Source organism: Pseudomonas sp. VD-NE ins (genome assembly GCF_031882575.1).
GTDB lineage: Bacteria > Pseudomonadota > Gammaproteobacteria > Pseudomonadales > Pseudomonadaceae > Aquipseudomonas > Aquipseudomonas fluorescens_BZ.
In genome coordinates this window covers 1,604,506-1,628,830 of the sequence record NZ_CP134772.1, presented here as the reverse complement: position 1 = coordinate 1,628,830, position 24,325 = coordinate 1,604,506, and the positions used below count along the sequence as shown (strand labels likewise).

The following is a 24,325-nucleotide window of genomic DNA, read 5'->3' as shown; positions in this document are numbered from 1 at the left end:
TGAAGCAAGGAGATCAATACCCGCGATTGAAATCCACTTCCCCGCGCAACGCTTCGCTCGCCTGATACGCCTTCAGGTTCTCGACAAACAACTGCACCATCAGCGCCGGCGACGTCGGTGCCGAGCTGTGCCCGGTCAGCAGCAAACCCCACGCGGTCCAGAACGGATGGCGCTGTGGCAGTGGCTCCTGACGGCAAACGTCGATCACCGCCCCCGCCAGATGGCCTTCCTTCAGCGCTTCCACCAGATCGGCATCAACCACCGCAACCCCGCGCCCGGCATTGATGAACAACCCGGTCGGCTTGAATTGCTTGAATAGCGCCGCGTCGTAGATATCGTGGGTGTGCTCGGTGTTCGGCAGCAGATTGACCACGTAATCCACTTCGCCCACCAGTCGCGGCAGATCGGCCATCGAGCCGACTTCGACAAACGGCGCCTGCTCCCGGGCACTGCTGGCGATGCCGTACAACTCGATGCCGAACGGCAGCAGGAACTGCGCCACGCTCTGGCCAATGTCACCGGTGCCGACAATCAGCACCTTGCGCCCGACCAGACTCTGGCCGCTGCGGTTGTCCCACTTGCGCTCGACCTGGCTGACCAGTCGCGCCAGCACTTCGCGCTCATGGCCAAGAATGTACGTCAGCACGTATTCGGCCATCACCTGACCGAAAATGCCCACCGCACGGGTCAAGCGATAATCACGGCGCAACCCGTCAGCGAGCAACGGGGTGATACCGGCCCAGGTCGATTGCAGCCATTGCGGTTGATGGCCCTGACGCAACAGGGTCGCCAGCAGATCCGGCTGGCCCAGCCACACCGGGCAATCGGCGGCCTGACGGGCCAGTTCGGCGGAGTCGCCGCTGGTCAGTACTTCAAGCTCGGGCGCTGCCTGACGCAGCAGCCGGGCGTATATCGCGTGGTCGTGTTCGGCAATCAGAACGCGCATCTTCAAACCTTTCGCAAACCGTGCAGACGGCCGCCGGATTCGGACGGCCATCGCGTTAAAAACAGTTCCAGGGTAAACCGAGACTCAGAACAGAGCCGCGCAGATCAGACCGGGTCGTTGCGTCGCAGCAACTCTTCGGGCAAGTGCTCGATGTACTCGTCCTCGGCCGGCGGCATTTGCAGGTGGTAGCCCTGCTTGTCGAGGTTTTCCAGGACCACGACGATGTCCTCGCTGGCCAGTTTGCGCTCCGGTGACAGCACCAGATCGAAGGAATGCTTCGGCTTGCCGAAGGCCAGCATCAGCGCTTCCGGCACACGCTCAAGCGCGTCACTTTTGAGCACGTAAAGGTACATGCCGCTGCGCTTGGAGCTTTGGTAGATGGAACAAATACGTTTCAAGGCTGTTCTCCGGCGGTGGCCAGGCTGTCGAGCAGCTTCTGACCCATGAGTTCGCGGCGCCAGCCACGCAGCGACTCAGGCAATTGGTAAGGACCCTCGGGATAGCCGCTTTTGACCAGGGCTTCGAGGGTTTTCTTGCGCAGCATCAGTTCCGGGGCAATACCCAGACGCTCGGCTTCAGCCTGACCCAATGCGCGTAGTTGTTTGATCAACGTAGCGGCTTCGATCGGCAAGGGCTCCGGCACGGCGGGCGGCCATTGATCAGGCCCCACACTGCCAGAGCGTTTGATCAGATCAAGCAGAAATTGGCCGTCCTGACGCACGGTACGCGGGTGCATGTCTTCGATTTTGCCCAGCGCGGCGAGGTTGTCCGGTTGCGTGCGGGCCAGCGGCCACAGCGAATGCTCACGAACGATGCGGTTGCGCGGCAGATCGCGGGCGCGGGCTTCTTTTTCACGCCAGGCGCACAGTTCACGCAGTACCGCCAGTTGTGCGCGCGAAAGCTTCCACGCCAGCTTGGCCTCGCGGTAGACCTCGTACGGATCGGTTTCGCGGCGCAGGTTGGCGACCAGTTCGGCACCGTCCTCCAGCACCCAGGCGAATTTGTCGTCAGACAGTTTCGGCCGCAGCTGTACGAAAACCTCCGCAAGATGCACGGCATCTTCGGCGGCGTAGCTGATTTGCGTGTCGGACAACGGGCGCTGTAACCAGTCGGAACGGGTCTCGCCCTTCGGCAGTTCGATACCGAGCACTTCCTGTACCAGCCGCGAATAGCCCATCGAGAACCCGAGGTTCAGGTAAGCGGCGGCCAGTTGCGTGTCGAACATCGGTGCCGGCAGGCTGCCAGTCAGGCGCAACAGGACTTCGAGGTCTTCGCTGCAGGCGTGCAGGACTTTGAGCACCGCTGGGTTTTCCAGCAAGGCGGCCAGCGGTTGCCAGGCGTTGATGGTCAGCGGATCGATCAGGTAGGCGCGTTTGCCGTCGCCGACCTGCAACAGGCCGGCAATCGGATAGAAGGTGTCGACCCGCATGAATTCGGTGTCGAGGGCAACGAACGGCAGTTGCTGCCACTCGGCGCAAAACTGCGCGAGGCTTTCGTTGTCGCGAATCCAGTGAATATCGATGGCCACACGGCTCTCCCTTGAAGAATGGCGCGCAGTATATATCGCCACCGGCGATTTACGCGCCTGCGAAGGGCAAGAGCTGTAACGAAATGTCCTGCCAGAGAGCAAGAATAGTCCGACAGAGCAAGCCGAAAGGCCTGCCATGCGTAGGAGTTGCCGAAGGCTGCGATCTTTTGCTCCTGAAAGCAAAATCAAAAGATCACAGCCTTCGGCAGTTCCTACAGGTGAAGGGATTCAGTCTTTGGCCAAAACGCCGTCGATCACCGCGCCACGGCAACCGGCAAACATGTCCAGACCCGGCTGATAGACCTTGGTCTTGACCTCGAGCAGGCCAAGCATCGAGTGGAACAGGTTGTCCTGGCTCAGCGGTTTGTCACGGCTCATCTGCAGGCAATGGGTGTCGACCGAATAAGCCTTCTGATAGTTGTCGGAGAACCACGCCAGCATCGCTACATGCTTTTGTTGCTCTGGCGCCAACATGTAAGGCGTACCGTGCAGGAACAAGTTGTATTCGCCCAGCGACTCACCGTGGTCCGACAGGTACAACATGGCGGTATCGACTTTGTCCTGATTGCTGCGCAATACATCGATCAGGCTCGACAGCACATGGTCGGTATACACCAGCGTGTTGTCGTACCCGTTGACGATACTTTCGCGGCTGCAATTGTTCAGCGCGTTACTTTCACACACCGGGGTGAAGTGCTCGTATTCCTTTGGATAACGCTTGAAGTATTCGGGGCCGTGGCTGCCCATCTGGTGCAGGACTAAAACAGTGTCCTTGTCCAAGTGGTCGATAAAACCTTGCAGGCCTTGCAGGAGGATTTCGTCGCGGCATTCGCTGTTGGCGCACAGCGCCGGGTCCTTCAGGTTGCTGACATCTTGCAGGGTGACTCGATCACAAGTGCCTTTGCAGCCGGACTGGTTGTCGCGCCAGATCACGTCGATCCCGGCACGCTTGAGCACATCGAGCAGGCCTTCTTCATTCTTGGCTTTGCTCGCGTCGTAATCCTTGCGGCCCATGTTGGAGAACATGCACGGAACCGATACGGCCGTTTCTGTCCCGCAGGAATGCACATCAGTGAAGGCAATCAGCCCGGCTTCCTTGTCGAGTGTCGGCGTGGTGTCACGGTGGTAACCGAGGATGCCGAAGTTCTCCGCCCGGGCACTTTCCCCCACCACCAGCACCGTCAGGGATTTACGCGGTTGAAGTTTCACATCCGGATTGCGCTCGGCGTCCTCGCCGATCTTGATGAATGGCTGCCGCGCCGAGACCACTTGCTCACGTAGATAACCCGCCGAAGCACCGATGTAATTACTGGGCACCAGCATCAGACGAATTTCGTGGTGATTGCGAAACAGCGATGACAAGCCCTGATAGTTGGCCAGCGCCACCCCGCCAATCACCGCCACCGAAGCAACACCGACAATAACTTTACTGATTAACTCACGGTGCCAGCGACGATAGTTGACTGGAACTTTCCACAACAACCAGGACGGTAATACACCGAGCAACAAAATATAAGCAAACAACTTCAACGAAAGCAGATCACGTACTTCCGTCACATTGGTTTCGGCAAAGTTGCGAAACATGCCGGCATCGATCATGACGCCATATTGACTCATGAAATAAGCCACACCGGCGCTGATCAGAAATATCACGGTCAACAGCGGTTTGAGCACTGGACGGAAAGCGAGGACCGTCAGCACGATGTTGAATGCCGCGAGAATCATCACCCCGAACGCCACGCGCATCGCGATGCCCTTGCCATCGGCGGCGGTGATCTCGAACAGGTGTTGCCAAAGGACAAAATTGCAGCCGATTAAAAGAAAGGCACTGGCAATCAACGTCACCCATTCCGGGCGCACGGCTTTTAACTTCAACATAGAAAGGGCGATTCCTGAAAAGAAGAGCCTCGGTCCATGAAAGAAATTTCAATTGTGAAAATTTCATTAACTAAGGCACGAGAAACTTTAAGCAGGCAACCATCAATTTTTTGTGAAAAAGACGCCAACGATTAGTTGGCTGTTGGCAATGCGATGAAACTTGTGAAGTATTTGAGAATGGTTCAGGTTTGATTCAGTAAAAACAACACGGCGGTCCCTTGTGGGAGCGAGCCTGCTCGCGAAGAGGTTGGCACATCCAATATTTTCGCTGGCAGACAATCCGCTTTCGCGAGCAGGCTCGCTCCCACCGAGGGTGGCGGGGTATCGAGTTTTTAAATACTGCTCAGGATTTTCTGGTTTGCCCGGCACAAGCGGTTCCGCGCCTAATCGTCTGCCCCGCTCAAAGGTCTGATGATGGAAAACGTCCGCGCCACCGCTCGCCCCGCTGTCTGGCTGATGCTCGCGATCATGCTCGTCGCCCTCAATCTACGTCCGTCGATGGCGGCGGTCGGCCCGTTACTGTCGGCCATCCGCGCTGACATCCCGTTGAGTTTCAGCGTCGCGTCACTGCTGACCATGCTGCCAGTGATGGCGATGGGCCTGGCGATGTTTTTCGGCATCGGCATCAGTCAGCGGCTGGGTGAGCAACGGACGGTGTTGCTGTCCTTGCTGATCATCGCCCTGGCGACGTTGTCACGGCTGTTTATCGAATCGGCACCCCAGTTGATCGTCAGCGCCGTGCTGGCCGGCCTCGGTATTGCGCTGATTCAGGCGTTGATGCCGGCGCTGATCAAATCGCGCTTCGCCGACAATGTCGCCCTGTGCATGGGCTTGTATGTCACGTCGATCATGGGTGGCGCAGCGATCGCCGCTTCGTTCGCACCGCTGGTGATGGTGCAAACCGGGAGCTGGCGCAGCGGTTTGAGCATCTGGGCGATCCTGGCGTTGCTGGCGCTTGTGTTCTGGTGGTCACAACGCCGTCAGTTGTCCTCCAAGGTGACGGCGATAACCGGCAAGGATTCGTTCTTCAGCCATTCCCGTGCCTGGTTGCTGGCCATCTTCTTTGGTCTGGGAACCGCGTCCTACACCTGTGTGCTGGCCTGGCTCGCGCCTTACTACGTGGAAAAAGGCTGGAGTGAACAAAACGCCGGGCTGTTGTTGGGTTTTCTGACGGCCATGGAGGTGATTTCCGGTCTGGTGGTTCCGGCGATCGCCAACCGCAGCCGGGATCGACGCGTGATGCTGATGGTGCTGCTGATGCTGATCATCGGTGGCTTTTGCGGCCTGATTCTCAGCCCGCAACGGTTCAGCCTGCTGTGGCCGTGCCTGTTGGGTTTGGGTATTGGTGGTTTGTTTCCGATGAGCCTGATTGTCTCGCTCGATCACCTCGACAATCCGCAACGCGCGGGCGGCCTGACCGCCTTCGTGCAAGGCATCGGCTATCTGATTGCTGGCCTCTCCCCGCTGATGGCCGGGATGATTCGTGATCGACTGGGCAGCTTCGAGTGGGCATGGTGGTCGTTGACCGCTGTAATGACGGTTATGCTGCTGATGGTGCTGCGCTTCGATCCTCAGCATTACGGCCGACACTTTCCCGCATCCAGCTAAAGGCTTCTGGCCATCTTTCAGCGGTTTATCCCGGGACGTCGTGTTAGTAAAACTTTCTGTCCCACAACTGACTGTGAAACGTCCTACAGGCCTTTGTCCTGGCACCATCGTTCCGTTAGGATCATTCGCACACGTTTGCGCGGATTCAGCGCAAGGAGCACAGCGAGACGGAACGGATGCTGAACAGTAACTTGCTACGAAAGCTCGACATGCAGGATCTCATGGTGTTTATCGCTGTTTATGAGCAAAGCAGCGTTACCGACGTGTCAGAAACCCTGTTCGTCAGCCAGTCCACGGTCAGTTACTGTTTGAAAAAACTGCGCACCAGTTTCGAAGACGAACTGTTTATCAACACCCGCACCGGCATGCGTCCGACCTACAAGGCCAGCACGATGTACGGGCATGTGCAGAAAATCCTCGAAAGCATCAACCTGTGCCACGCCGGCGCCCCCACGTTCGACCCGACCCAACAAGCTGTCACCTTCAACATCTGCGCCCCGGAATACTTCGAGCAACTGATTCTGCCGCGTCTGTTGAAGCGTTTCGATTTCGACAATTTGCCGGTGATGGTCAACATGCACAAGTTCGAGACCGACGTCCCGGCGGATGAGCTGCGCGACGGCAGCCTCGATCTGGTGATCAGTTTCGGCCCCAACTTCCACCGCCATCACACCGACCTGAAATCACGGATGTTGCTGGAGGATGATCTGGTCTGCGTCTTCGACAAACGCGCCACACCACTGGAACCCCGCCTGAGCCTGCAGGCTTTTACCGAACGTCGACACGTGTTCCCGACGCCGTGGACCTCGACCACCAACATGGTCGACGGCTGGCTGGCGCGACAGGCGCAAAAGCGCCAGATCGTCGCGCGCTCGAACAGCTACAGCGCGGCATTGAAAATGATCACCGGGACCGACTTCATCCTCACCCTGCCCCGCCGCATCCAGCGTTTGCTGACCAACGAGGCGGTGTTCAATCACTGTGAGGCGCCGAACGGCTTGCCGGGCTTTACCCTCGACATGCAGTGGAGCCAGAGCGTAGATCAGGACAGCGCCAACCTCTGGTTGCGCGAGCAGGTGGTCAAGGTCTGCAGCGAACTCGAAGCGGCCTGAGTCCTACGCGCCGATGGCGGTTTTGCTGTAGGACTCGCGATCCATATCGACCAGTTCGACACACAACTGCACTTCGACGTCAGTCGGCCATTCGCACAGGTCCTGCAAAACCGCCAACAGGCTTTCTGACAACTGCTTCTTGATCTGCGGCGAACGCCCGCTGAGCAGCGCCAGCTTCACATAGACGAAGGCGCGCTCGGCCATGGCGGTACCGACTTTGAAAGTCTCGACTTTCACCGCACGACTTTTGATATCGAACTCCGCCGCGAACTGACCGGAGCCCACCAGCGTGTTGTTGAGCCTGATCAACGCGACGTCGGCGTTCAACTGCGGCAGGTTGGCGGTGTATTCCATGTGCAGGTGTGGCATTACAGGTCCCCGGTGGTTGGCAGAAAGGTCGTACATATAGCACATGCAGCTCATCACTAATCCCTGTAGGAGCTGTCGAGTGAAACGAGGCTGCGATCTTTTGATCTTGAGATTTGAAGATCAAAAGATCGCAGCGTGCCGCAGCTCCTACACGGTGTTGTGGCTCAGGACGAGGTCAGCGGCCGTTCGCTCATGAACTGCTCCAGCCTGGAACGCAACCAGCGCTCGGCCGGATCGCTGTCCACATGACTGAGCCAGACCATCGACAGATCCAGCGTCGGCGTCTTGAACGGAAAGGGTTCCTTGAACAGTAATCCCGAAGTGGCCATGGCCGCTGCGGTGTAATCCGGCAGGCTGGCAATCAGGTCGGTGCCGGCCAGCAGCGCCGGCAACGCGCTGTATTGCGGCACCGACAGCACCACCTGGCGAGTGCGACCGAGCTCTGCCAGCCATTCATCGGCAAATCCACTGACGTTAGCCGTGTGCGAAACCAGTACGTGCGGACGCGCGCAATATTCATCCAGTGTCAGCGGTGTGTCGCTGGCGTCGGCGCGCAGGATGCTCGGCTGGATATGCCGCAGCAGTTTGCGTTTGGCATTGGCCGGCAGGCCTCGGGTCTGGCTGATACCGACCGTGATGTCACCCGCCGCGAGCAGATCGGGGATGCGCCAGTAATCGACGTGTTGCACCACAAACACCACGTTCGGCGCTTCCTGGCGCAACGCACGCAACAGCGGCGGCAGCAGGCCGAACTCGACGTCATCGGACAGACCGATGCGGAAAGTCATGGTGCTGACGGCCGGGTCGAAATCACGGGTCAGGCTCAGCGCGACCGACAGCGAATCCAGCGCAGGCTTGAGGTGACGGAAAATATCTTCGGCACGGGCCGTCGGCTCCATACGGTGGCCGACGCGGATGAACAATGGATCGTTGAGCATCGTGCGCAAGCGATTGAGCGCCGAACTGATGGTCGGCTGGCCGAGAAACAGCTTCTCGGCCGCCCGGGTCACATTGCGTTCGAGCATCAAGGTCTCGAACACCACCATCAGGTTGATGTCGGCCTTGCGAAGTTCGTTGCGGTTCATCCATTGCCCCCTGCTCCCCGGAATACCGGCAGTGTAGAAAGGCCGAGGCCCCGGCGTCCATCGCCACGGCGCGTCAGTTCACCGTCAAGCGTTTCAACCCCAGGCCCAAGACTCGAGAGTCGTCGTTCAAGCCCAACTGTTGAGGGCTGATGGCGTCGGGCAATTGCAGTTCGATCGTCAGTCGATCAGTGTCCGCCAGGTGCTGACGGATCGCGGCAGTGATCGGTATGTCCAGATGATTATCCTGCAACTGCACCAGTTGCGTGGTCAGCACCTGCTCGCCGTTCACACTGACGATCACTCGCTGTGCCGGGTGCTGAGGCAAAACGAATGCCATGACATCCAGCACGATAGAACGCGCCTCAGGCGTCACCCGCACGTCGATCTGCGCCTGCTGCCCGGCCGTCCATGTACCCCAGCTTTCCGGGGTCGACCAACCGCTTGCCAACTGCCGGGTGGTGTAATTGAACGTCAGCGCCTGGCCAGGACGGGTCAATGCCAGCAATGACATCTGCCGCCCTTCATCAGGCATGCTCAGGCACTGTGAACAACGCTTCCAGCCTGGCGCCAGCACGACCAGACCATCCACTCTGGTCAGCAGATCGGTTTCACTGTTGACGCTTTTCGCGGCATCGGTCAGCACCGTATCGTCAAGGATGTACAACGAGTCGGTGTCGTATTGCCCTGACTCGAGCATGCTTTGCGCTTTTTTTCGGGCCTGTTCCAGCGCTTTTGAACTCATGCGCCCCAAATAGACCGCGTCGGTTTTCAGGCCGTGGGTCGCGGCGAAATCGGCGATCACTTGCCAGTTTTCGGACTGATTCTGTGGCATCAGACTGCGCACATTGAGGTAATGCGCCGCCGCACTCGCCCAGAACGGATCACGCATCGGCGTTGCCCATTCTGCGGACGGCGTCATCATCTTGCTTTGCCGCAGCCCCAACCAGCCGTTGCGCGTGTCGACAATCTGTATCGTCAACGCCAGCGCCAGCAGCGCGACGACAATGCGTGGCCGATAACCGCGCACCAGCAGGAACATCACCATCAGGATGAGCGCGTACAACACGGGCCAGAACATCCGTCCCGAGGCGCGAAAAATATTGGCCAGGTTGGTGACGATTTTCGGCAACGGGTAGCTGAACGTGTGCGCGCCGACACCGATCTGGTTCGATAGCGCGAACAGCGACAAACCAATCAGCGCCAACAACAACCAGCGGCGAAGGCGAAGTTCATCCTTCAGTGGCTGGGGATTTCTCAGCCACCCCATCAGCGCTAACGGCACCAGCAACAGCACGCCCAGACCCGCATAGTTGAAGCCTTCGTAATCGCCGCTGGCTTTCGGCAAGTCCGGCAAAATGAACGACCAGCCCGCCGGATCGAATGGCGACAGCAGGTTCATCCGGTACAAACCGAAACCACCGGATTGCGCGCCATCGGCAATCGTGAAGTAACCGGCCTGCCAACAACACGCACTCACCACGGCGAACAGCAACACGCCTTCGAGCAGCCCCTGACGCCGAGCCAATTGTTGACTGAAGGTCTTGCCGAGCAGATCCGCCCCCCAGATCAGCGCCACCATCGCCAGCAGGTACGCGTGCACCATCGCCGTCACCGCCAGCAGCGCGCCCCAGGCCAGACGACGTCGATACAGTTTCGGCAACAACGCCAGGTACAACGCTGCCAGAATCAGAAAATGTCCGGACAGCGATAGGTGCCCGCCCATGCGCAAGAACATCGGCGGCGAAACCACCAGCAAACCTGTGCCCAACAAGCGAATCAGCGGATTGCCCGTCATCAGCCCGAGCAGTTTCCAGCCGAACCAGGCCTGCAGCACGAAGCACGCCAGCAACCACAGGCCGAAATACTGGAAGGTCGCCGGTAGCCACGCATTGAACGGTTTGAACAGCAGCGCCAGCAGCGGATTGGAGTCGGAAAAGATGATCGAGCTGCCCAACTCCACACCATAGAACGGGTTAAGCCCAAGCGGAAAGGTCCAAGGGGAATGCCGGAAATATTCCCAACCCAGATAATGCGTCGCCGGATCACCCTGCTCCAGCCAGGCAATGTTTTGCGGATCCAGTGCTTGCGGCCCGATCACACAGAAAAACGCCAACACGCCAAACAGCAACGGTAAAAGTCCCAGCGCCGGATGGTTTCGTGAAGCCTTCATCGATACGTCCAGAAATTGTGCAAGACAAAGGTAAACGCTGGAATCGTCAACGCTACCGCAACGATGCCCAGCAGGTAGGGCAAGCCGGCAATCTGCGCCGCCCAGGCAACAAACATCGCCAGGAAAAAACCACCTGTGGAAACCAACAGAAAACGCCGCAACGTTCGCCCGTGCAAACGGGCAGAAAAACTCCAGGTGGTGTTGATCACGTAGGACACCACCGTCGCCACGGCAAACGCCACGCCGTTGGCCAGCGGCGGTTGCGCGGCAATGAAGTTGATGAACAGCACCGCCACCAGCGCATGCAGCGCGGTGACAAACAACCCGGTTATGGCAAAGCGCAAACCACGCTGAATCAATGCTGATTTTTGCGCCGAGGTCACGGTTTGCGCGCCAACACGAACACACTCAAACCGGCCAGACGGTTGATCCCCATCAACGGCAGTTCAAGGCTGCATAAAGTCTTGAGGACGCCGTTCACCAGCGGATGATGACGCTTGAGTTGCGAGCGCGGCGGTTGGGCTTGCGCGCCTTGCGGCAGCAAGCGCAACGCCGCCGCAATCGGAAACACCGCGCCGAAATAATAGGCACCGCGCTGCACCGTCAAACCGGCATCACGCGCCAGGGTTTCGAACTGCGCCAGGGTGTAGCGGCGCTTGTGTTCGAGAAAATCATCGTGGCCACTCCACAGGAACTGGAATGCCGGCACCGTCATCAGAAAGCGGCTGCCGGACGGTACCTTGTCGACGTACATCTTGAGCAGCCCGAGGTCGTCATCAACATGTTCCAGCACGTCCATCAGCAGCACCAGATCGGCATCGAGAGTGTCGATTGCGCGACGGTAGTGCACGGGTTTGCCAGCGGTTGTCGCACTGGAGTCGGCCGGATAACTGATGTCGACGCACCACGCCTCCCGCGCATCGGTGTGCGTCAGCAGATGGTGGGAGAAAAACCCCGAACCGGCGCCGACATCGAGGATTCGGCCGATGGCTGCATCTCCCAGCAAACGCCGGGTGGCCGCGGCTTTCGAGCAGTAATACCAATGCTCGTTGATGCTGTCGCCGAGGATGTCGGTTTCCTTGAGATCCATGTATCAGTCCTTGGGGTCGTAGACGCGACGCACCAGAAAAACCGGTCGGCGTTTGGATTCGATATACGTGCGGCCCAGGTACTCACCGAGCACCCCGATGCCGATCAATTGCAGCCCACCGAGAAATGTCACGGCCACCATCAGCGAGGCATAACCGGGCATGTCGACACCGTGAATCAGCGTGCGCAGGACAATGAACATGGCGAACGCAAAAGACACCAGCGACACCAGCGCGCCCACATACGTCCAGATCCGCAGCGGCTCGGTGCTGAAACTGGTGATGCCCTCCAACGCGAAATTCCACAGGCGCCAGCCGTTGAACTTGCTCTGCCCCGCCACGCGCTCCGGGCGTTCGTAATCGACGCGGGTGGTGCGAAATCCGACCCAGGCGAACAGGCCTTTCATGAAGCGCCGGGATTCGGGCAGCGTCAGCAACGCATCGACGACGCAGCGATCCATCAGACGAAAATCGCCGACGTTTTCAGGTAAAGGTTGTTCGGCAATTTTGTTGTGCAAGCGATAGAACCAGTGGGCCGACGTCTGCTTGGCCCAGGTGTCGCTGCGACGGCTGACGCGATGACCGAGCACCACTTCAAAGCCTTCTCGCCAGCGCTCGATCATCTGCAGAATAACCTCGGGCGGGTCCTGCAGATCGGCGTCAATTGGCACCACGATCTGCCCCGTCGCGGTCTGCAAACCGGCGGACAGCGCCGCTTCCTTGCCGAAGTTGCGGCTCAGGTCGACGATACGCAGCCGCGCATCGTGCCGCTGATGTTCGAGCAGGCGTTCGAGGGTGGCATCGGTGCTGCCGTCGTTGACGAACACCAGCTCAAGATCGATCAACGCTTGCGCCTGAAAGACCTCATTGATACGCCGTAGAAACGTATCAAGGCTGTCCTCCTCGTTAAAAACGGGGATCACCAGCGATAACGTCACCTGCCCGTCCTGTTGCGTTCCGTGCTCAGTCAAAAGGAGTGCTCTTTTTATAGTGTTTGTCGGTCGTCGAACGATATTCGACGCCATGAGCCGTCCCGTATTAAGCAGGAGCGTCGACGACGTTGCAAGGATCAGACGGCGTCATATTGGCCAATCCACAGGCCAATTGCCGCGCTCTAGACCGCGCCCTTCAGAAACATCCGCGAACGATTGGAAACAAATGTCAGATAGCGAAAAAAAACGTCCGCGCTAGGCTTGCGTCGATGCGTCACAGAGGTTGCCGCACAAATAAATCGCATGGAGCGAACTGAATGTATTTCGAGATTTACAGGCAAACCAGAGGCACCCCGAGCACCGGCAAAGGGCAATGGCGCTGGAGACTGAGGGCGGGTAACCACGAGACCATCGCCAGTGGCGAGTCTTACGTGAACAAGGCGGATTGCTTGCATGTGATCGGGTTGATCAAGGCTGTGCAAGGGGAGACGCCGGTTAAGGAGATTTAACTGCGCGGGTCGATGCAGTCTTTATCCCCAATGCCAGGGAAGAAGTGAAAACCCTCCTCAGCTCAGCCTGCGAGGACAAGTCCTCGCCTAACTCGACGCATAAGGATGTGAATGACTTGATCAAAAGGAAGCAGGGGCATTCGCAGTCGTGAATGCCTGGTGCGGAAGTGATGTTGCTTCTGCTGAAACGAGAAAGCCCCCTAGATTTGTCTACGGGGCTTTTTCTGTGTAATGGCGAAGAGAGAGGGATTCGCCGCCCTTATTAACCCCCAACAAAATCTCCCCTTCGCAGTAGATATCGCTGAACGCCAAAGCTGTTTTCAATTTGCTGCGTGTAGCGGCAAGTAGATCGGAGTTTCCTAAGCAATAAAATAATGGCACTATCGCGACCTTCCGCCCTCGCCTCGCACCTAGCAATAAAATGAGCCAACGTCAATGACAAACCCCAATTTAAAATACAGAAGAGACATAGACGGCCTTCGTGCGCTGGCTGTTATTTCTGTCGTGATCTTTCATGCGTTCCCGACTCTGGTGCCAGGAGGATTCGTAGGCGTTGATATATTCTTTGTCATATCCGGTTTCTTGATCGGCACCATACTACTTAAAAGCATTGACCGAGGCACTTTCAGCTTTTCAGATTTTTACGCCCGAAGGATACGTCGAATCTTTCCAGCCTTAACCCTGGTGCTAGTATCTTGCTGGGTCGCTGGAAAGCTTGTCTTGTTACCGAATGAGATGACCGAACTATCCAAGCAAATCGCAGCGGGCGCAGGATTTGTAGCGAATTTTTCATTCTGGTACGAGAGCGGATATTTCGACACCGCAGCAGAACTAAAACCATTACTGCATCTATGGTCACTAGCAATTGAAGAGCAATTCTACCTGCTATTCCCTATTATACTTTGGGCGGCATGGAAGGTAAGACTTAGCGCCATCAAGATAATTTTGGCCATTGGATTGGTTTCACTGCTTTTGAATCTCTACTTCATAAGTATAGATCCAAACGCCACATTCTACCTTCTGCCGACCCGCGCATGGGAACTGCTGGCAGGCACATTGCTGGCATGGGCTTGCTTACAGCCGTGGTGGGTGTCGAAGTTCGAAGGACAGCATGCCAGACTCAATGACGCGCTAAGCGCTGCCGGGCTCGCACTCATATTTTTCGCACTATTTAGCTTCAAGTCGAGCGATCAATTCCCAGGCTGGCGCGCAATACTTCCTGTGCTGGGTTCATTGCTGCTAATAGCAGCAGGACCTTCATCTATAATTAACAGAAGAATTTTCTCAACACGGATGGCTGTAGCTATAGGTTTGATCAGCTTTCCACTGTACCTCTGGCACTGGCCTCTGCTTGCGTTCGCCCGCATAGTCCAAAGTGAAGAAACCAGCATTGAGATAAGATCGGCAGCGGTCGCAGCATCACTATTACTGGCGTGGATTACTTACTCATTAATCGAGAAGCCGCTTCGCGCGGGAATAGTAAAGCAGCCACGTCAAACCCCGGCGTTTGTCGGACTGATGATAGTTATCGCGCTTGGTGGATTTGCAACCTATAAACACCCAACCGCTACCCCGCTAGAGACTAAAAACGAAGTAGCCCGAGCCATCGAGAAGAATACTGCCATTTCCCTGACGAATTGCGCAATCAGATTTCCCGACTGGAACACCATGACTGATAACCCCTGCCTGATTCAGGACGGCTCGATTACCAGCACGGTTATAGGCGACTCACATGCAGCACACCTATTTGCTGGTCTAAGCACCTACTCTACGGCCGACCAAGGTTTAGCTGTGTTTCCGGCCAGTTGTGCTGCACCCTTTTATGATACGTCTACTGCACAAAAGGACAAAGCCGCCGCGAAGGTTCGCGCGAATGCCTATCGTCTAATCAATGAGGCTTATGATTACGCATCAAAAGACAGCAGCGTAGTAAACGTACTACTTGCGCATAACCCAAAATGCTCTTGGGAGGACGCTGTAGACATTCGAAACCCTGCTGAGAAAGATTTCAGAAAAGTCCTCGAATCAGGCATGAGAAGATCCTTCGAAATGCTGTCTGAAGCAAAGAAAAACGTTGTGGTGGTTTTGGACAATCCAACCCTGCCATTTGACCCATCGGCATGTGTGACGAGACCTTTTAGAATTACCGAAAAGAATGATGGCTGCTCATTCCCGAGGGAAGTGTACGATCAGGACAGTGTAAATTCCGCTTATAAAGAGATTGTTCAACGCGTTGCAAAAGACTTCGTTAACGTAAAAATAATTGATTTATCGTCGCTGTTCTGCGATTCCGACAGTTGCTACGCTGCGAAGGGCGGAAAAGTTCTATACAACGACAGAAACCATCTATCCATGTATGGCTCACAATACGTTGCTCCCTACATTCTAAAATCTCTGCTCCACGAAAAAAATGAGCGCACCTCACAACTTTAGTCGTTAACCATAGCCAATTGATCTCTGGGTAGAGCTGACTGGCTGGAATCAAGGACGACAATAGGAAACTTGTGCATTCGGAAAAGATTGCTGAATGCACGACGTCTTTGGTCAGGCCAGCAACGACATGATCAATGCGAGCGCAAACGGATTACATTGATAAGAGCCAGGCACACGCGAGGGCAATCAGCCCCCCCCGTTCGCCGACGCCTTTGATACCCCATAACTCCAGTCGATCTGCATACCCGTCAGGGCCGCCTTTGATCTTGCGAGTGATAGCCTGCCTTCCTCCTCCGATCTGCCGATCTGCCGATCTGCCAGCGAGTTCAGTTCACCCCCCACCAAGAACACGCAACCGACTCAGAGGCCCCTTGCAGCCGCTCAAGCAGCTTAGGGGTGCGCGACAGTCGCTCATCACCGAACAAGGCCAAATTGCAGTGCAGGGAACCGCGCAATGCCCCGGGGCGCCCTTAGGTGCCTTTAGCCTTGGAAACGCCCTGAACGAAAGCCCGGAAACGAAAAAACCCCCGTAATCAGCAATGATTACGGGGGCTTAGTCTTGTTCAATAATGGCGGAGAGATAGGGATTCGAACCCTAGGTACCGGTGAAGGTACAACGGATTTCGAATCCGTCCCATTCGGCCACTCTGGCATCTCTCCAACGGCGCGCATCATAACAACACTTTTACCGAAAGCAAACCCTCTTTCGAAATTTTCTTCGTGCTATCAGATGCTTGCGTCGATTAAAGCGGTACGCCCAGACGATTGGCGACTTCTTCATAGGCTTCGATGACGTCACCGAGGCCCTGACGGAAGCGGTCTTTGTCCATCTTCTTCTTGGTGTCCTTGTCCCACAGACGGCAGCCGTCCGGGCTGAACTCGTCGCCGAGGACGATGGAGCCGTCGCTGAACACGCCAAATTCAAGCTTGAAGTCGACCAGCAGCAGGCCGGCGTCGTCGAACAGCTTGGTCAGGACTTCGTTGACCTTGAGCGACAGTTCTTTCATGCGAACCAGTTGCTCGGCGGTGCCCCAACCGAACGCCACGACGTGGGATTCGTTGATGAACGGGTCGCCCTTGGCGTCGTCCTTGAGGAACAGTTCGAAGGTGTAAGGGTTGAGCTTCAGGCCTTCTTCGACGCCCAGACGCTTGACCAGGCTGCCGGCGGCGTAGTTACGCACGACGCACTCGACCGGGATCATGTCGAGCTTCTTGACCAGCACTTCGTTGTCGGCCAGCAGCTTGTCGAATTGGGTCGGTACGCCGGCCGCTTCGAGTTTCTGCATGATGAAGGCGTTGAACTTGTTGTTGACCATGCCTTTGCGGTCGAGCTGCTCGATGCGCTTGCCGTCGAACGCTGAGGTGTCGTTGCGAAACAGCAGGATCAAGCGGTCAGCGTCGTCGGTCTTGTAAACCGATTTGGCTTTGCCGCGGTAGAGTTCTTCACGTTTTTCCATGATGGGCTCCGCTTGCTAAGTAGGTGGGCTAGGCGATGTGGCGCCAGTCGAGCCCTGAATCTTGATCGGCCAGTTGCAGCCAGTCCGGGTCGCACCCGAGGGTGTCGACAAAACATTGCCGGGCCAGCTGCGGCAGGTTGTTCTTGCTGCTCAGATGGGCCAGGACCAAATGTTGCAAGCCCTGCCAGCCCAACTCGGACACCAGGAATGCCGCCTGATGGTTGTTCAAATGTCCCAGCTCGCCGCCCACCCGTTGCTTGAGAAAGTACGGGTAATGACCACGGGCCAGCATGTCGCGGCAATGATTGGACTCGATCATCAACGCATCGAGATCCCGATAACCGTCCAGCACCCGCTCGCAGTAGGAACCCAGGTCGGTCAGCAGGCCGAAGCGCCGCTGCTCGTGATCACTGAAGACATACTGGGTCGGTTCCTGCGCATCATGGGCCACGGCAATGACCCCGATGTTCAGTGCACCGATCTGCAGTTGCTCGCCGCCGGCCAGAAAACCTGCGGGTTCGATCGGTTTGCGCATCCCGCGCAGTGTGCCGCGACTGAGGTAGACCGGTAGATTGTAGCGCCGAGACAGCAAACCCACGCCATGCACGTGGTCGGCATGTTCGTGGGTTACGAGTATCGCGCTCAGTTGCGCCGGGTTCACACCCAGGCGCAACAGGCGTTTTTCGGTTTCCCGAAGGGAAAAACCACAATCCACCAGCACATACGTATCAGCACTGGCGATCAGCGTGCCGTTCCCTTGGCTACCGCTGCCGAGAACGGCAAAACGCATGGTTGATCAGCCCAGGTTGTCCTGAATCACGCTCAACACTTTGCGTGCCACTTCAGCCGGCGCAACGGTGTTAATGTTTTTCTCGACGGTCACCTGAATGTTCTCGCCAACCTTGCTCAGGCGAACCTGATAACGCTCGGCACGGGCTTCAACTTCTTCCTTGCTCGGCGCACTGCCGAACAGGCTGCTGAAGAAACCAGGCTTGTCGTCTTTCTTCTCGGCTTTTTCGGCCAGGTTGATGTAGTACAGGCCGAGGCTACGGTTGATGTCTTCAACGCGCCATTCGCCTTGTTCCAGTGCACGGCCAACGCTCGACCAGGCACGGTCCAGATCGGTACCGACGTTCAACACCGGGTTGCCGCTGCCGTCTTCGCTGAGGCTGACGCGGCTTGGCGTATCGAAATCACGCGAGGCCAGCATCGACACCGAACCGCCCTTCTCGGAGATACGGCTCATGCTCGCGAGCATGTCGTCGACCAGCGCCGCGTCCAGGCCAGTGTTGACCGAACGGTTGGTGAAGGCCACGTCGGCAGTGCTGCCGGCAGGACGCTCGGCGCTGACCACGTAGATTTCACTGGTGTTGCGCTGCACGCCCGGCTCGATCCGCACACGCACGCGGGTTTCGCTGTCGCTGGCGATGCCAGCTGCGCTCAGGCGCTTGGCCATGGCCGCGGACAGTTCGTCGGAATGCTGCCAGGTGGTGGTGAATTCGCCGGTTTGCGGGCGCTGTTCATCCAGACGGAAACCGTTGTCCTGGAAGAACTGCACCGCCACTGGCCAGACTTCGGCCGGTGGGTGCTGGGCCACGACCCAACGCGAGTCACCGCTCTTCTGCAGTGAGTAATCGCTGGCATCGGCAACGGCCGACAGCGGCTGAGGACGCGGCACAATGTATTCGCCCTTGGCGGTGTCATCAGCGACGTTACGCGGGATCGGCAAAAGCGGATCCAGACGCTTGGAAGTGCTGACTTCCGGCGGCAGTTGCATCGGTGCAGTCTGTTGCGCTTGCAGGTAATCGCTACCACGGTCGCGGAAATAACCTTCCGGCCCCCAGACCCATCCGCAGCCGCTGGTGCTGGAGATAATCAAGGCAAGTGCGGAAAGTCCGGCCATTCGCTTCATGCGTTGTACTTCCTCAATTAAACCAGGACGCTGCACTGGCGCAGGGCCGAGCGCAGCGTTTCGTGACAAGGTGTGCTCAGCCAGGTCAGTGGCAGGCGGATGCCTTCGTGCATCAGGCCCATTTCAACCAGAGCCCACTTCACCGGAATCGGGTTGGCTTCGATGAACAGGTCTTTGTGCAGTGGCATCAGTTTTTCGTTGATCGCCCGTGCGGTGTCGGCGTCGCCTTTCAGCGCAGCCTCGCACAGATCGGCCATTTCGCGTGGTGCGACGTTGGCAGTCACCGAGATGTTGCCTTTACCGCCCAGCAGGATCAGTTCAACGGCAGTCGGATCATCGCCGGACAGCACGATGAAATCCTTGCTCACACCATCGATGATCGCTTTGGCGCGTTTCAGGTCGCCGGTGGCTTCCTTGATGCCGATGATGTTCGGCACGGTGGACAGGCGAATCACGGTCTCGGCCTGCATGTCGCAAGAGGTGCGGCCAGGAACGTTGTAGAGAATCTGTGGAATGTCGACCGCTTCAGCAATGTACTTGAAGTGCTGGTACAGGCCTTCCTGAGTCGGCTTGTTGTAGTACGGAACGACCAGCAGGCAGGCATCGGCGCCGGCTTCCTTGGCGTTGCGGGTCAGCTCGACGGCTTCGCGGGTCGAGTTTGCGCCAGTGCCGGCGATGACCGGAATGCGTCCGGCAACCTGTTTGACCACGGCTTTGATGACAGCGATGTGTTCTTCTACATCAAGGGTTGCCGACTCGCCGGTAGTACCGACCGCGACAATGGCATGGGTACCGTTCTTGAGATGGAAGTCCACGAGTTTGCTGAGGCTGTCCCAGTCAAGACGCCCTTGTGCATCCATGGGAGTGACCAGTGCCACCATACTGCCCGCAATCATGAAACCGCTCCTGCCGGAAAAAGAGAGCGGTAATGGTACTGGCGCCAAGATGCTTGCACAAGCGAAGTACTGCGCTGCCGCCATTCCCCTTGGCGTCGCTTTTCGCTACCCTTCAGACTTTGATCGGTACTGATCAGCTTGTACGCCGGGTTCCAGCCTCCCTTTTCGGCCTCCCAGACCCCGTTCCTGCGTCGCATCGACGCGCTCCCGCTATAGTGGAGCGAGCCGCGAGCTTGCCGGGCCTCTTTGTACGGACCGCCAGAACAGGCACTCCCCGGCAGCCAACGCCCGATAACCTACCGACCGCTCATCGCTTTAGGAATGCTGCATGTCCACCCCCACAGTTCGCGAACAATTCCTTGTCATCAGTGCCCTCGGCGCCAACCCCATGGAGCTGACTAACGTCCTGTGCCGCGCCAGCCATGAAAATCGCTGCGCCGTGGTTACTTCACGCCTGACTCGCCACGGTGAGTGCAGTGCACTGGTCCTTGAAGTCTCCGGTAGCTGGGACGCCCTCGCCCGCCTGGAAGGCAGCTTGCCGGGCCTGGCCAAGAAACACGCTTTCACCGCCAACGTGGTGCGCAGCGCGCCGCTGGAAAATCGTCCACAGGCGTTGCCGTACGTGGCTTACGTCAGTTCGGCGTATCGCCCGGACATCATCAATGAGCTGTGCCAGTTCTTCATGGATCACAACGTCGAACTGGAGAACCTGACCTGCGATACGTATCAGGCGCCACAGACCGGCGGCACCATGCTCAACGCCACGTTCACCGTGACCCTGCCGGCCGGCACCCAGATCAGCTGGCTGCGCGACCAGTTCCTCGACTTCTCCGACGCGATGAACCTCGATGCACTGATCGAGCCTTGGCGCCCACAGAACCCAATGTAAGGAAGCTTTCATGGCCGTAGTCATCGACCAACCGGTTGCCGATTTCGAAGCACCTGCCACCAGCGGGCAGACTGTCAGCCTGTCCGCCCTCAAGGGCAAACAAGTGGTGATCTATTTCTACCCGAAGGACAGCACCCCGGGCTGCACTACCGAAGGCCAGGGCTTTCGTGATCAGTACGCCGCGTTCCAGGCAGCCAATACCGAGATATTCGGTATCTCCCGCGACAGCCTGAAGTCCCACGAGAACTTCAAGTGCAAGCAGGCGTTTCCGTTCGAGCTGATCAGCGACAAGGATGAGGCCGTCTGCCAATTGTTCGACGTGATCAAGTTGAAGAAGCTGTATGGCAAGGAATACCTGGGCGTTGATCGCAGCACGTTCCTGATTGATAAGGACGGTGTGCTGCGTCAGGAATGGCGTGGTGTGAAAGTGCCGGGGCATGTGGATGCAGTATTGGCCGCTGCTCAGGATCTGAACAAGGCCTGATGGTTCTCTGGCGTCTTCTCTGACGCCATCGCTGGCAAGCCAGCTCCCACAGGTTTTGTGTGCACCGAAAACCCTGTGGGAGCTGGCTTGCCAGCGATGAGGCCTTAAGCCGCACCGAACAATCTGGATCAACCGCTACAGCAGCGGCGCCACCGCCGGCTCTTGGCGCGGCCACGCATCCAGCACAGCCTTGAACAGCGTCGCCAGCGGGATCGCAAAGAACACCCCCCAGAATCCCCACAATCCGCCAAACAACAGCACCGCGCAGATAATTGCCACCGGGTGCAGGTTGACCGCCTCCGAGAACAGCAACGGCACCAGCACGTTGCCATCCAGCGTCTGAATAATTCCGTAGACCGCCATCAGATAGATGAACTGATCGCTCCAGCCCCACTGGAATAGCGCAATCAGCAGCACCGGCACGGTCACCACCACCGCACCGACGTACGGCACCACCACCGACACACCGACCAGCAACGCCAGCAGCGCCGCATAATTGAGTCCGAGCGCGACGAAAGCGATGTAGGTCACACCACCGCAAATCACGATCTCGATGACCTTGCCGCGAATGTAGTTGGCGATCTGCCGGTTCATTTCCTGCGCAACCCGAGTGATCAGCGCGCGCTCACGCGGCAGATAACCACGCACCCACTCGCCGATCATCGCCCGGTCCTTGAGGAAGAAGAACACCAGGATCGGCACCAGCACCAGGTAGATCATGATGTTCACCAGCAGCGGCAGACTCGACAGCGAGAACGTCAGCGCCCACTGGCCGAACTTGCCGATCTCGCCACGCGCCGCTTCGATCGCCTGCAACACTTGCTCGTCAGAGACCAGATGCGGATAGCGCTCGGGCAACAGCAACAACAGCGACTGCCATTTGGCGAGCATCCCGGGCAGCTCGTTGAACAGCGTGATCAACTGATGCCAGAGCAACGGCAGCACCACGACGATAAACAGCATCAGCACGCCCATGAACAGCGCGAACACCAACCCTACCGCCACGCCACCCGGGACGCGCAGACGTTCCAGCGTGACCACCAGGCCCTGCATCAGATACGCCAGCACCATCCCCGCCAACACCGGCGCGAGCATGCCGCCAAGCGTGAGCACTGCGGTAAAGGCGAGAAACAGCAGCACCGCCAGCACTACAGCTTCTTCATCGGAGAAGTAGCGCTGAATCCAGTCGCGTAACACTTTGAACATCAATAATCCTTAGGTCTTTTCGCTGTCGGTTTCAGGCCTTTTTCAACCAGTAACGGTAAACGCCTGCTTCGTCTTCTTCGCGCAGCAGCGTATGACCGGCCAATCTGGCAAAGGTGCGAAAGTCGCGCTGCGAGCCGGCGTCAGTCGCGATGACCTTGAGGACGGCGCCACTCTGGAGCTTGTTGAGTTCCATTTTTGCCTTGAGCAACGGCAACGGACAACTCAGGCCACTGGCGTCCAGTTCCACGTCATGGGCTACAGCGTCAGTCATTGCGTCACTCCGGTTCGGTTCGTCGAGCTGCCTAGAATATCTGGTCGCAGCTCCGGTGTCCGGCTACAGTAAGGTCTTTGTCTTCTAAGGCTTTGTGCATGACTTTTCTGCGCCCTACCCTGCTGACGCTCGCTTGCCTGCTCGCCTCACCAGGCTTTGCCGACGATCTGCCGTCACTCGGCGACGCCAGTTCTGCCATTGTCTCGCCGCAACAGGAATATCAGCTCGGCCGCGCCTGGCTGGCGATGTTGCGTAGCCAGGTTTCACAGCTCAACGATCCGCAGCTCAAGGACTACGTCGAATCCAGCGTTTATAAACTGGTAGAGACCAGCCAGGTCACTGACCGGCGCCTTGAATTCATTCTGATCAACAGCCCGCAGCTCAACGCCTTCGCGGCGCCAGGTGGCGTGGTCGGGGTCAACGGTGGCTTGTTCCTCAATGCGCAGACCGAGGGTGAATATGCCTCGGTACTGGCGCACGAATTGGCGCACTTGTCACAACGCCACTTCGCTCGTGGCGTCGAAGCTTCGCAGCGGATGCAGGTGCCGATGATGGCTGCGCTGCTGGCCGGGATCGTCATTGCGGCGGCCGGTGGCGGCGATGCCGGCATTGCGACCATCGCCGGTACGCAGGCAGCGGCGATTCAGTCGCAACGCACCTTTTCCCGCCAGAACGAGCAGGAAGCCGACCGCATCGGCATTCTCAACCTGGAAAAGGCCGGGTATGACCCGCGCTCGATGCCGACCATGTTCGAACGCTTGATGCGTCAATATCGTTTCGACGCCAAGCCACCGGAATTCCTCCTGACTCACCCGGTGACCGAATCGCGTATCGCCGACACCCGCAACCGCGCCGAACAGGCCAAACCGGGCGGCATTGAAGACTCCAAGCGCTATCAGTTGATCCGCGCACGCGTGCAACTGATCTACGAAGAAACCCCGGGATTGGGCGCCAAGCGTTTCCGTGCGCAACTGGATGAAAACCCGAAAAACGACGTGGCGCGCTACGGTCTGGCGATTGCCCAGATCAAGGGTGGCCAGTTGAATGAGGCGCGCGAGAATCTCAAGCAACTGCTGGCGACCTCGCCGAACGAAATCATCTACAACCTTGCTCAGGTCGATCTGGACATCACCAATAATCGCCTGCCGGATGCACAGTCCCGGGTGGACCGGATGCTCACGCAATATCCGGGCAACTATCCATTGAATCAGGTTCGCGTGGATCTGCTGCTCAAACAGAACCGCGCGCCGGATGCCGAGAAGGCCCTGGAAGCGCTACTCAAGTCACGTCCGGATGATCCGGACGTCTGGTATCAGGTCGCCGAAACACGTGGCTTGTCCGGCAATATCATCGGCCTGCATCAGGCGCGCGCGGAGTACTTCGCATTGGTCGGCGATTACCGTCAGGCAATCCAGCAGTTGGACTTTGCCAAGCGCAAGGCTGGCAGCAACTTCCCACTGTCCTCACGCATTGATGCCCGCCAGCGTGAGCTGATGGAGCAGGAGCGGATGGTCAAGGACATGATGGGCTGATCGTTACCCGCCGGGACAAA

23 protein-coding genes and 1 tRNA gene are annotated in these 24,325 nt (G+C 57.8%); 7 read left to right on the top strand and 17 right to left on the bottom strand.

Features of this window, described 5'->3' with window-relative positions; genetic code table 11:
- Positions 1–13: 13 nt before the first annotated feature.
- From RMV17_RS07100 to RMV17_RS07085, 4 genes are all read right to left on the bottom strand, one after another.
- On the bottom strand, positions 14–946 hold the full coding sequence (locus RMV17_RS07100; RefSeq protein WP_127926209.1) for a D-2-hydroxyacid dehydrogenase: 933 nt from the start codon (positions 944–946) through the stop codon (positions 14–16).
- Between the two features lie 104 nt (positions 947–1,050).
- Positions 1,051–1,344, bottom strand: a complete 294-nt coding sequence (locus RMV17_RS07095; protein WP_007911350.1) for a YcgL domain-containing protein — start codon at positions 1,342–1,344, stop codon at positions 1,051–1,053.
- Entirely contained in the window at positions 1,341–2,474 is a 1,134-nt protein-coding gene (gene rnd / locus RMV17_RS07090) for a ribonuclease D (protein WP_311886110.1), read from the bottom strand. The genes RMV17_RS07095 and rnd overlap by 4 nt, the downstream gene beginning before the upstream one ends.
- A 228-nt stretch (positions 2,475–2,702) precedes the next feature.
- A complete protein-coding gene (locus RMV17_RS07085) occupies positions 2,703–4,352 on the bottom strand; it encodes a phosphoethanolamine--lipid A transferase (protein ID WP_311886109.1) in 1,650 nt (549 codons plus the stop codon).
- Between the two features lie 414 nt (positions 4,353–4,766).
- On the opposite strand from RMV17_RS07085, the gene RMV17_RS07080 reads away from it, so the two are divergent.
- Positions 4,767–5,960: a cyanate transporter gene (locus RMV17_RS07080; RefSeq protein WP_311886108.1), complete on the top strand. Its 1,194-nt coding sequence runs from the start codon at positions 4,767–4,769 to the stop codon at positions 5,958–5,960.
- Between the two features lie 176 nt (positions 5,961–6,136).
- Entirely contained in the window at positions 6,137–7,072 is a 936-nt protein-coding gene (locus tag RMV17_RS07075; protein WP_311886107.1) for a LysR family transcriptional regulator, read from the top strand.
- 3 nt (positions 7,073–7,075) lie between these two features.
- Here RMV17_RS07075 and RMV17_RS07070 read toward each other — a convergent pair whose 3' ends face one another.
- From RMV17_RS07070 to RMV17_RS07045, 6 genes are all read right to left on the bottom strand, one after another.
- Positions 7,076–7,441, bottom strand: coding sequence for a 5-carboxymethyl-2-hydroxymuconate Delta-isomerase (locus RMV17_RS07070; protein ID WP_034153163.1), 366 nt, complete (start codon positions 7,439–7,441; stop codon positions 7,076–7,078).
- Positions 7,442–7,605: 164 nt separating this feature from the next.
- Complete coding sequence (locus RMV17_RS07065) at positions 7,606–8,526, bottom strand: LysR substrate-binding domain-containing protein (protein WP_034153162.1); 921 nt, start codon at positions 8,524–8,526, stop codon at positions 7,606–7,608.
- A gap of 73 nt (positions 8,527–8,599) precedes the next feature.
- Positions 8,600–10,696, bottom strand: coding sequence for a DUF6311 domain-containing protein (locus RMV17_RS07060; protein WP_311886106.1), 2,097 nt, complete (start codon positions 10,694–10,696; stop codon positions 8,600–8,602).
- On the bottom strand, positions 10,693–11,079 hold the full coding sequence (locus RMV17_RS07055; RefSeq protein ID WP_311886105.1) for a GtrA family protein: 387 nt from the start codon (positions 11,077–11,079) through the stop codon (positions 10,693–10,695). The genes RMV17_RS07060 and RMV17_RS07055 overlap by 4 nt, the downstream gene beginning before the upstream one ends.
- Positions 11,076–11,786, bottom strand: coding sequence for a methyltransferase domain-containing protein (locus RMV17_RS07050; protein ID WP_311886104.1), 711 nt, complete (start codon positions 11,784–11,786; stop codon positions 11,076–11,078). Before RMV17_RS07050 ends, RMV17_RS07055 begins: the two co-directional genes overlap by 4 nt.
- A 3-nt stretch (positions 11,787–11,789) precedes the next feature.
- On the bottom strand, positions 11,790–12,755 hold the full coding sequence (locus RMV17_RS07045) for a glycosyltransferase family 2 protein (RefSeq protein WP_034153158.1): 966 nt from the start codon (positions 12,753–12,755) through the stop codon (positions 11,790–11,792).
- A gap of 278 nt (positions 12,756–13,033) precedes the next feature.
- Here RMV17_RS07045 and RMV17_RS07040 point away from each other — a divergent pair, with 278 nt between their 5' ends.
- Positions 13,034–13,225 (top strand): YegP family protein, encoded by a 192-nt coding sequence (locus RMV17_RS07040; protein ID WP_034153157.1) that lies wholly within the window; start codon positions 13,034–13,036, stop codon positions 13,223–13,225.
- 435 nt (positions 13,226–13,660) lie between these two features.
- On the top strand, positions 13,661–15,658 hold the full coding sequence (locus RMV17_RS07035) for an acyltransferase family protein (protein ID WP_311886103.1): 1,998 nt from the start codon (positions 13,661–13,663) through the stop codon (positions 15,656–15,658).
- Between the two features lie 570 nt (positions 15,659–16,228).
- Here the strand turns inward: RMV17_RS07035 and RMV17_RS07030 are convergent.
- From RMV17_RS07030 to dapA, 5 genes are all read right to left on the bottom strand, one after another.
- Positions 16,229–16,318 (bottom strand) — tRNA-Ser (locus tag RMV17_RS07030).
- Positions 16,319–16,401: 83 nt separating this feature from the next.
- Positions 16,402–17,115 carry a phosphoribosylaminoimidazolesuccinocarboxamide synthase gene (gene purC, locus RMV17_RS07025; protein WP_007911389.1) on the bottom strand — a complete coding sequence of 238 codons (714 nt, stop codon included), beginning with the start codon at positions 17,113–17,115 and terminating at the stop codon, positions 16,402–16,404.
- A gap of 28 nt (positions 17,116–17,143) precedes the next feature.
- The gene (locus RMV17_RS07020; protein WP_007911390.1) at positions 17,144–17,905 is read right to left on the bottom strand and encodes an MBL fold metallo-hydrolase; all 762 of its coding nucleotides are present in this window, start codon (positions 17,903–17,905) and stop codon (positions 17,144–17,146) included.
- Positions 17,906–17,911: 6 nt separating this feature from the next.
- Entirely contained in the window at positions 17,912–19,027 is a 1,116-nt protein-coding gene (gene bamC, locus RMV17_RS07015) for an outer membrane protein assembly factor BamC (RefSeq protein WP_311886102.1), read from the bottom strand.
- 17 nt (positions 19,028–19,044) lie between these two features.
- A complete protein-coding gene (gene dapA, locus RMV17_RS07010) occupies positions 19,045–19,923 on the bottom strand; it encodes a 4-hydroxy-tetrahydrodipicolinate synthase (protein ID WP_034153154.1) in 879 nt (292 codons plus the stop codon).
- Between the two features lie 328 nt (positions 19,924–20,251).
- Here dapA and RMV17_RS07005 point away from each other — a divergent pair, with 328 nt between their 5' ends.
- Together RMV17_RS07005 and RMV17_RS07000 are read left to right on the top strand one after the other, a co-directional pair.
- Entirely contained in the window at positions 20,252–20,812 is a 561-nt protein-coding gene (locus tag RMV17_RS07005) for a glycine cleavage system protein R (RefSeq protein WP_034153153.1), read from the top strand.
- 10 nt (positions 20,813–20,822) lie between these two features.
- Complete coding sequence (locus tag RMV17_RS07000; protein ID WP_311886101.1) at positions 20,823–21,296, top strand: peroxiredoxin; 474 nt, start codon at positions 20,823–20,825, stop codon at positions 21,294–21,296.
- Positions 21,297–21,431: 135 nt separating this feature from the next.
- Here RMV17_RS07000 and RMV17_RS06995 read toward each other — a convergent pair whose 3' ends face one another.
- On the bottom strand, positions 21,432–22,502 hold the full coding sequence (locus RMV17_RS06995; RefSeq protein ID WP_034153151.1) for an AI-2E family transporter: 1,071 nt from the start codon (positions 22,500–22,502) through the stop codon (positions 21,432–21,434).
- A gap of 31 nt (positions 22,503–22,533) precedes the next feature.
- Complete coding sequence (locus tag RMV17_RS06990; RefSeq protein WP_311886100.1) at positions 22,534–22,773, bottom strand: sulfurtransferase TusA family protein; 240 nt, start codon at positions 22,771–22,773, stop codon at positions 22,534–22,536.
- 98 nt (positions 22,774–22,871) lie between these two features.
- On the opposite strand from RMV17_RS06990, the gene RMV17_RS06985 reads away from it, so the two are divergent.
- Positions 22,872–24,305 (top strand): M48 family metalloprotease, encoded by a 1,434-nt coding sequence (locus RMV17_RS06985; protein WP_034153149.1) that lies wholly within the window; start codon positions 22,872–22,874, stop codon positions 24,303–24,305.
- Positions 24,306–24,325 lie beyond the last annotated feature (20 nt).

What these genes read in the sequence shown, in the direction of transcription:
- RMV17_RS07080 (WP_311886108.1), top strand. Translation starts at nt 4,767, where the DNA reads ATGGAAAACGTCCGCGCCACCGCTCGCCCCGCTGTCTGGCTGATGCTC.
- purC (WP_007911389.1), bottom strand. Translation starts at nt 17,115, where the DNA reads ATGGAAAAACGTGAAGAACTCTACCGCGGCAAAGCCAAATCGGTTTAC.
- bamC (WP_311886102.1), bottom strand. Translation starts at nt 19,027, where the DNA reads ATGAAGCGAATGGCCGGACTTTCCGCACTTGCCTTGATTATCTCCAGC.
- RMV17_RS07070 (WP_034153163.1), bottom strand. Translation starts at nt 7,441, where the DNA reads ATGCCACACCTGCACATGGAATACACCGCCAACCTGCCGCAGTTGAAC.
- RMV17_RS07065 (WP_034153162.1), bottom strand. Translation starts at nt 8,526, where the DNA reads ATGAACCGCAACGAACTTCGCAAGGCCGACATCAACCTGATGGTGGTG.
- RMV17_RS07075 (WP_311886107.1), top strand. Translation starts at nt 6,137, where the DNA reads ATGCTGAACAGTAACTTGCTACGAAAGCTCGACATGCAGGATCTCATG.
- RMV17_RS07060 (WP_311886106.1), bottom strand. Translation starts at nt 10,696, where the DNA reads ATGAAGGCTTCACGAAACCATCCGGCGCTGGGACTTTTACCGTTGCTG.
- RMV17_RS07020 (WP_007911390.1), bottom strand. Translation starts at nt 17,905, where the DNA reads ATGCGTTTTGCCGTTCTCGGCAGCGGTAGCCAAGGGAACGGCACGCTG.
- RMV17_RS07000 (WP_311886101.1), top strand. Translation starts at nt 20,823, where the DNA reads ATGGCCGTAGTCATCGACCAACCGGTTGCCGATTTCGAAGCACCTGCC.
- RMV17_RS07100 (WP_127926209.1), bottom strand. Translation starts at nt 946, where the DNA reads ATGCGCGTTCTGATTGCCGAACACGACCACGCGATATACGCCCGGCTG.
- RMV17_RS07085 (WP_311886109.1), bottom strand. Translation starts at nt 4,352, where the DNA reads ATGTTGAAGTTAAAAGCCGTGCGCCCGGAATGGGTGACGTTGATTGCC.
- RMV17_RS07040 (WP_034153157.1), top strand. Translation starts at nt 13,034, where the DNA reads ATGTATTTCGAGATTTACAGGCAAACCAGAGGCACCCCGAGCACCGGC.
- RMV17_RS06990 (WP_311886100.1), bottom strand. Translation starts at nt 22,773, where the DNA reads ATGACTGACGCTGTAGCCCATGACGTGGAACTGGACGCCAGTGGCCTG.
- RMV17_RS06985 (WP_034153149.1), top strand. Translation starts at nt 22,872, where the DNA reads ATGACTTTTCTGCGCCCTACCCTGCTGACGCTCGCTTGCCTGCTCGCC.
- RMV17_RS07050 (WP_311886104.1), bottom strand. Translation starts at nt 11,786, where the DNA reads ATGGATCTCAAGGAAACCGACATCCTCGGCGACAGCATCAACGAGCAT.
- RMV17_RS07035 (WP_311886103.1), top strand. Translation starts at nt 13,661, where the DNA reads ATGACAAACCCCAATTTAAAATACAGAAGAGACATAGACGGCCTTCGT.
- RMV17_RS07005 (WP_034153153.1), top strand. Translation starts at nt 20,252, where the DNA reads ATGTCCACCCCCACAGTTCGCGAACAATTCCTTGTCATCAGTGCCCTC.
- RMV17_RS06995 (WP_034153151.1), bottom strand. Translation starts at nt 22,502, where the DNA reads ATGTTCAAAGTGTTACGCGACTGGATTCAGCGCTACTTCTCCGATGAA.
- dapA (WP_034153154.1), bottom strand. Translation starts at nt 19,923, where the DNA reads ATGATTGCGGGCAGTATGGTGGCACTGGTCACTCCCATGGATGCACAA.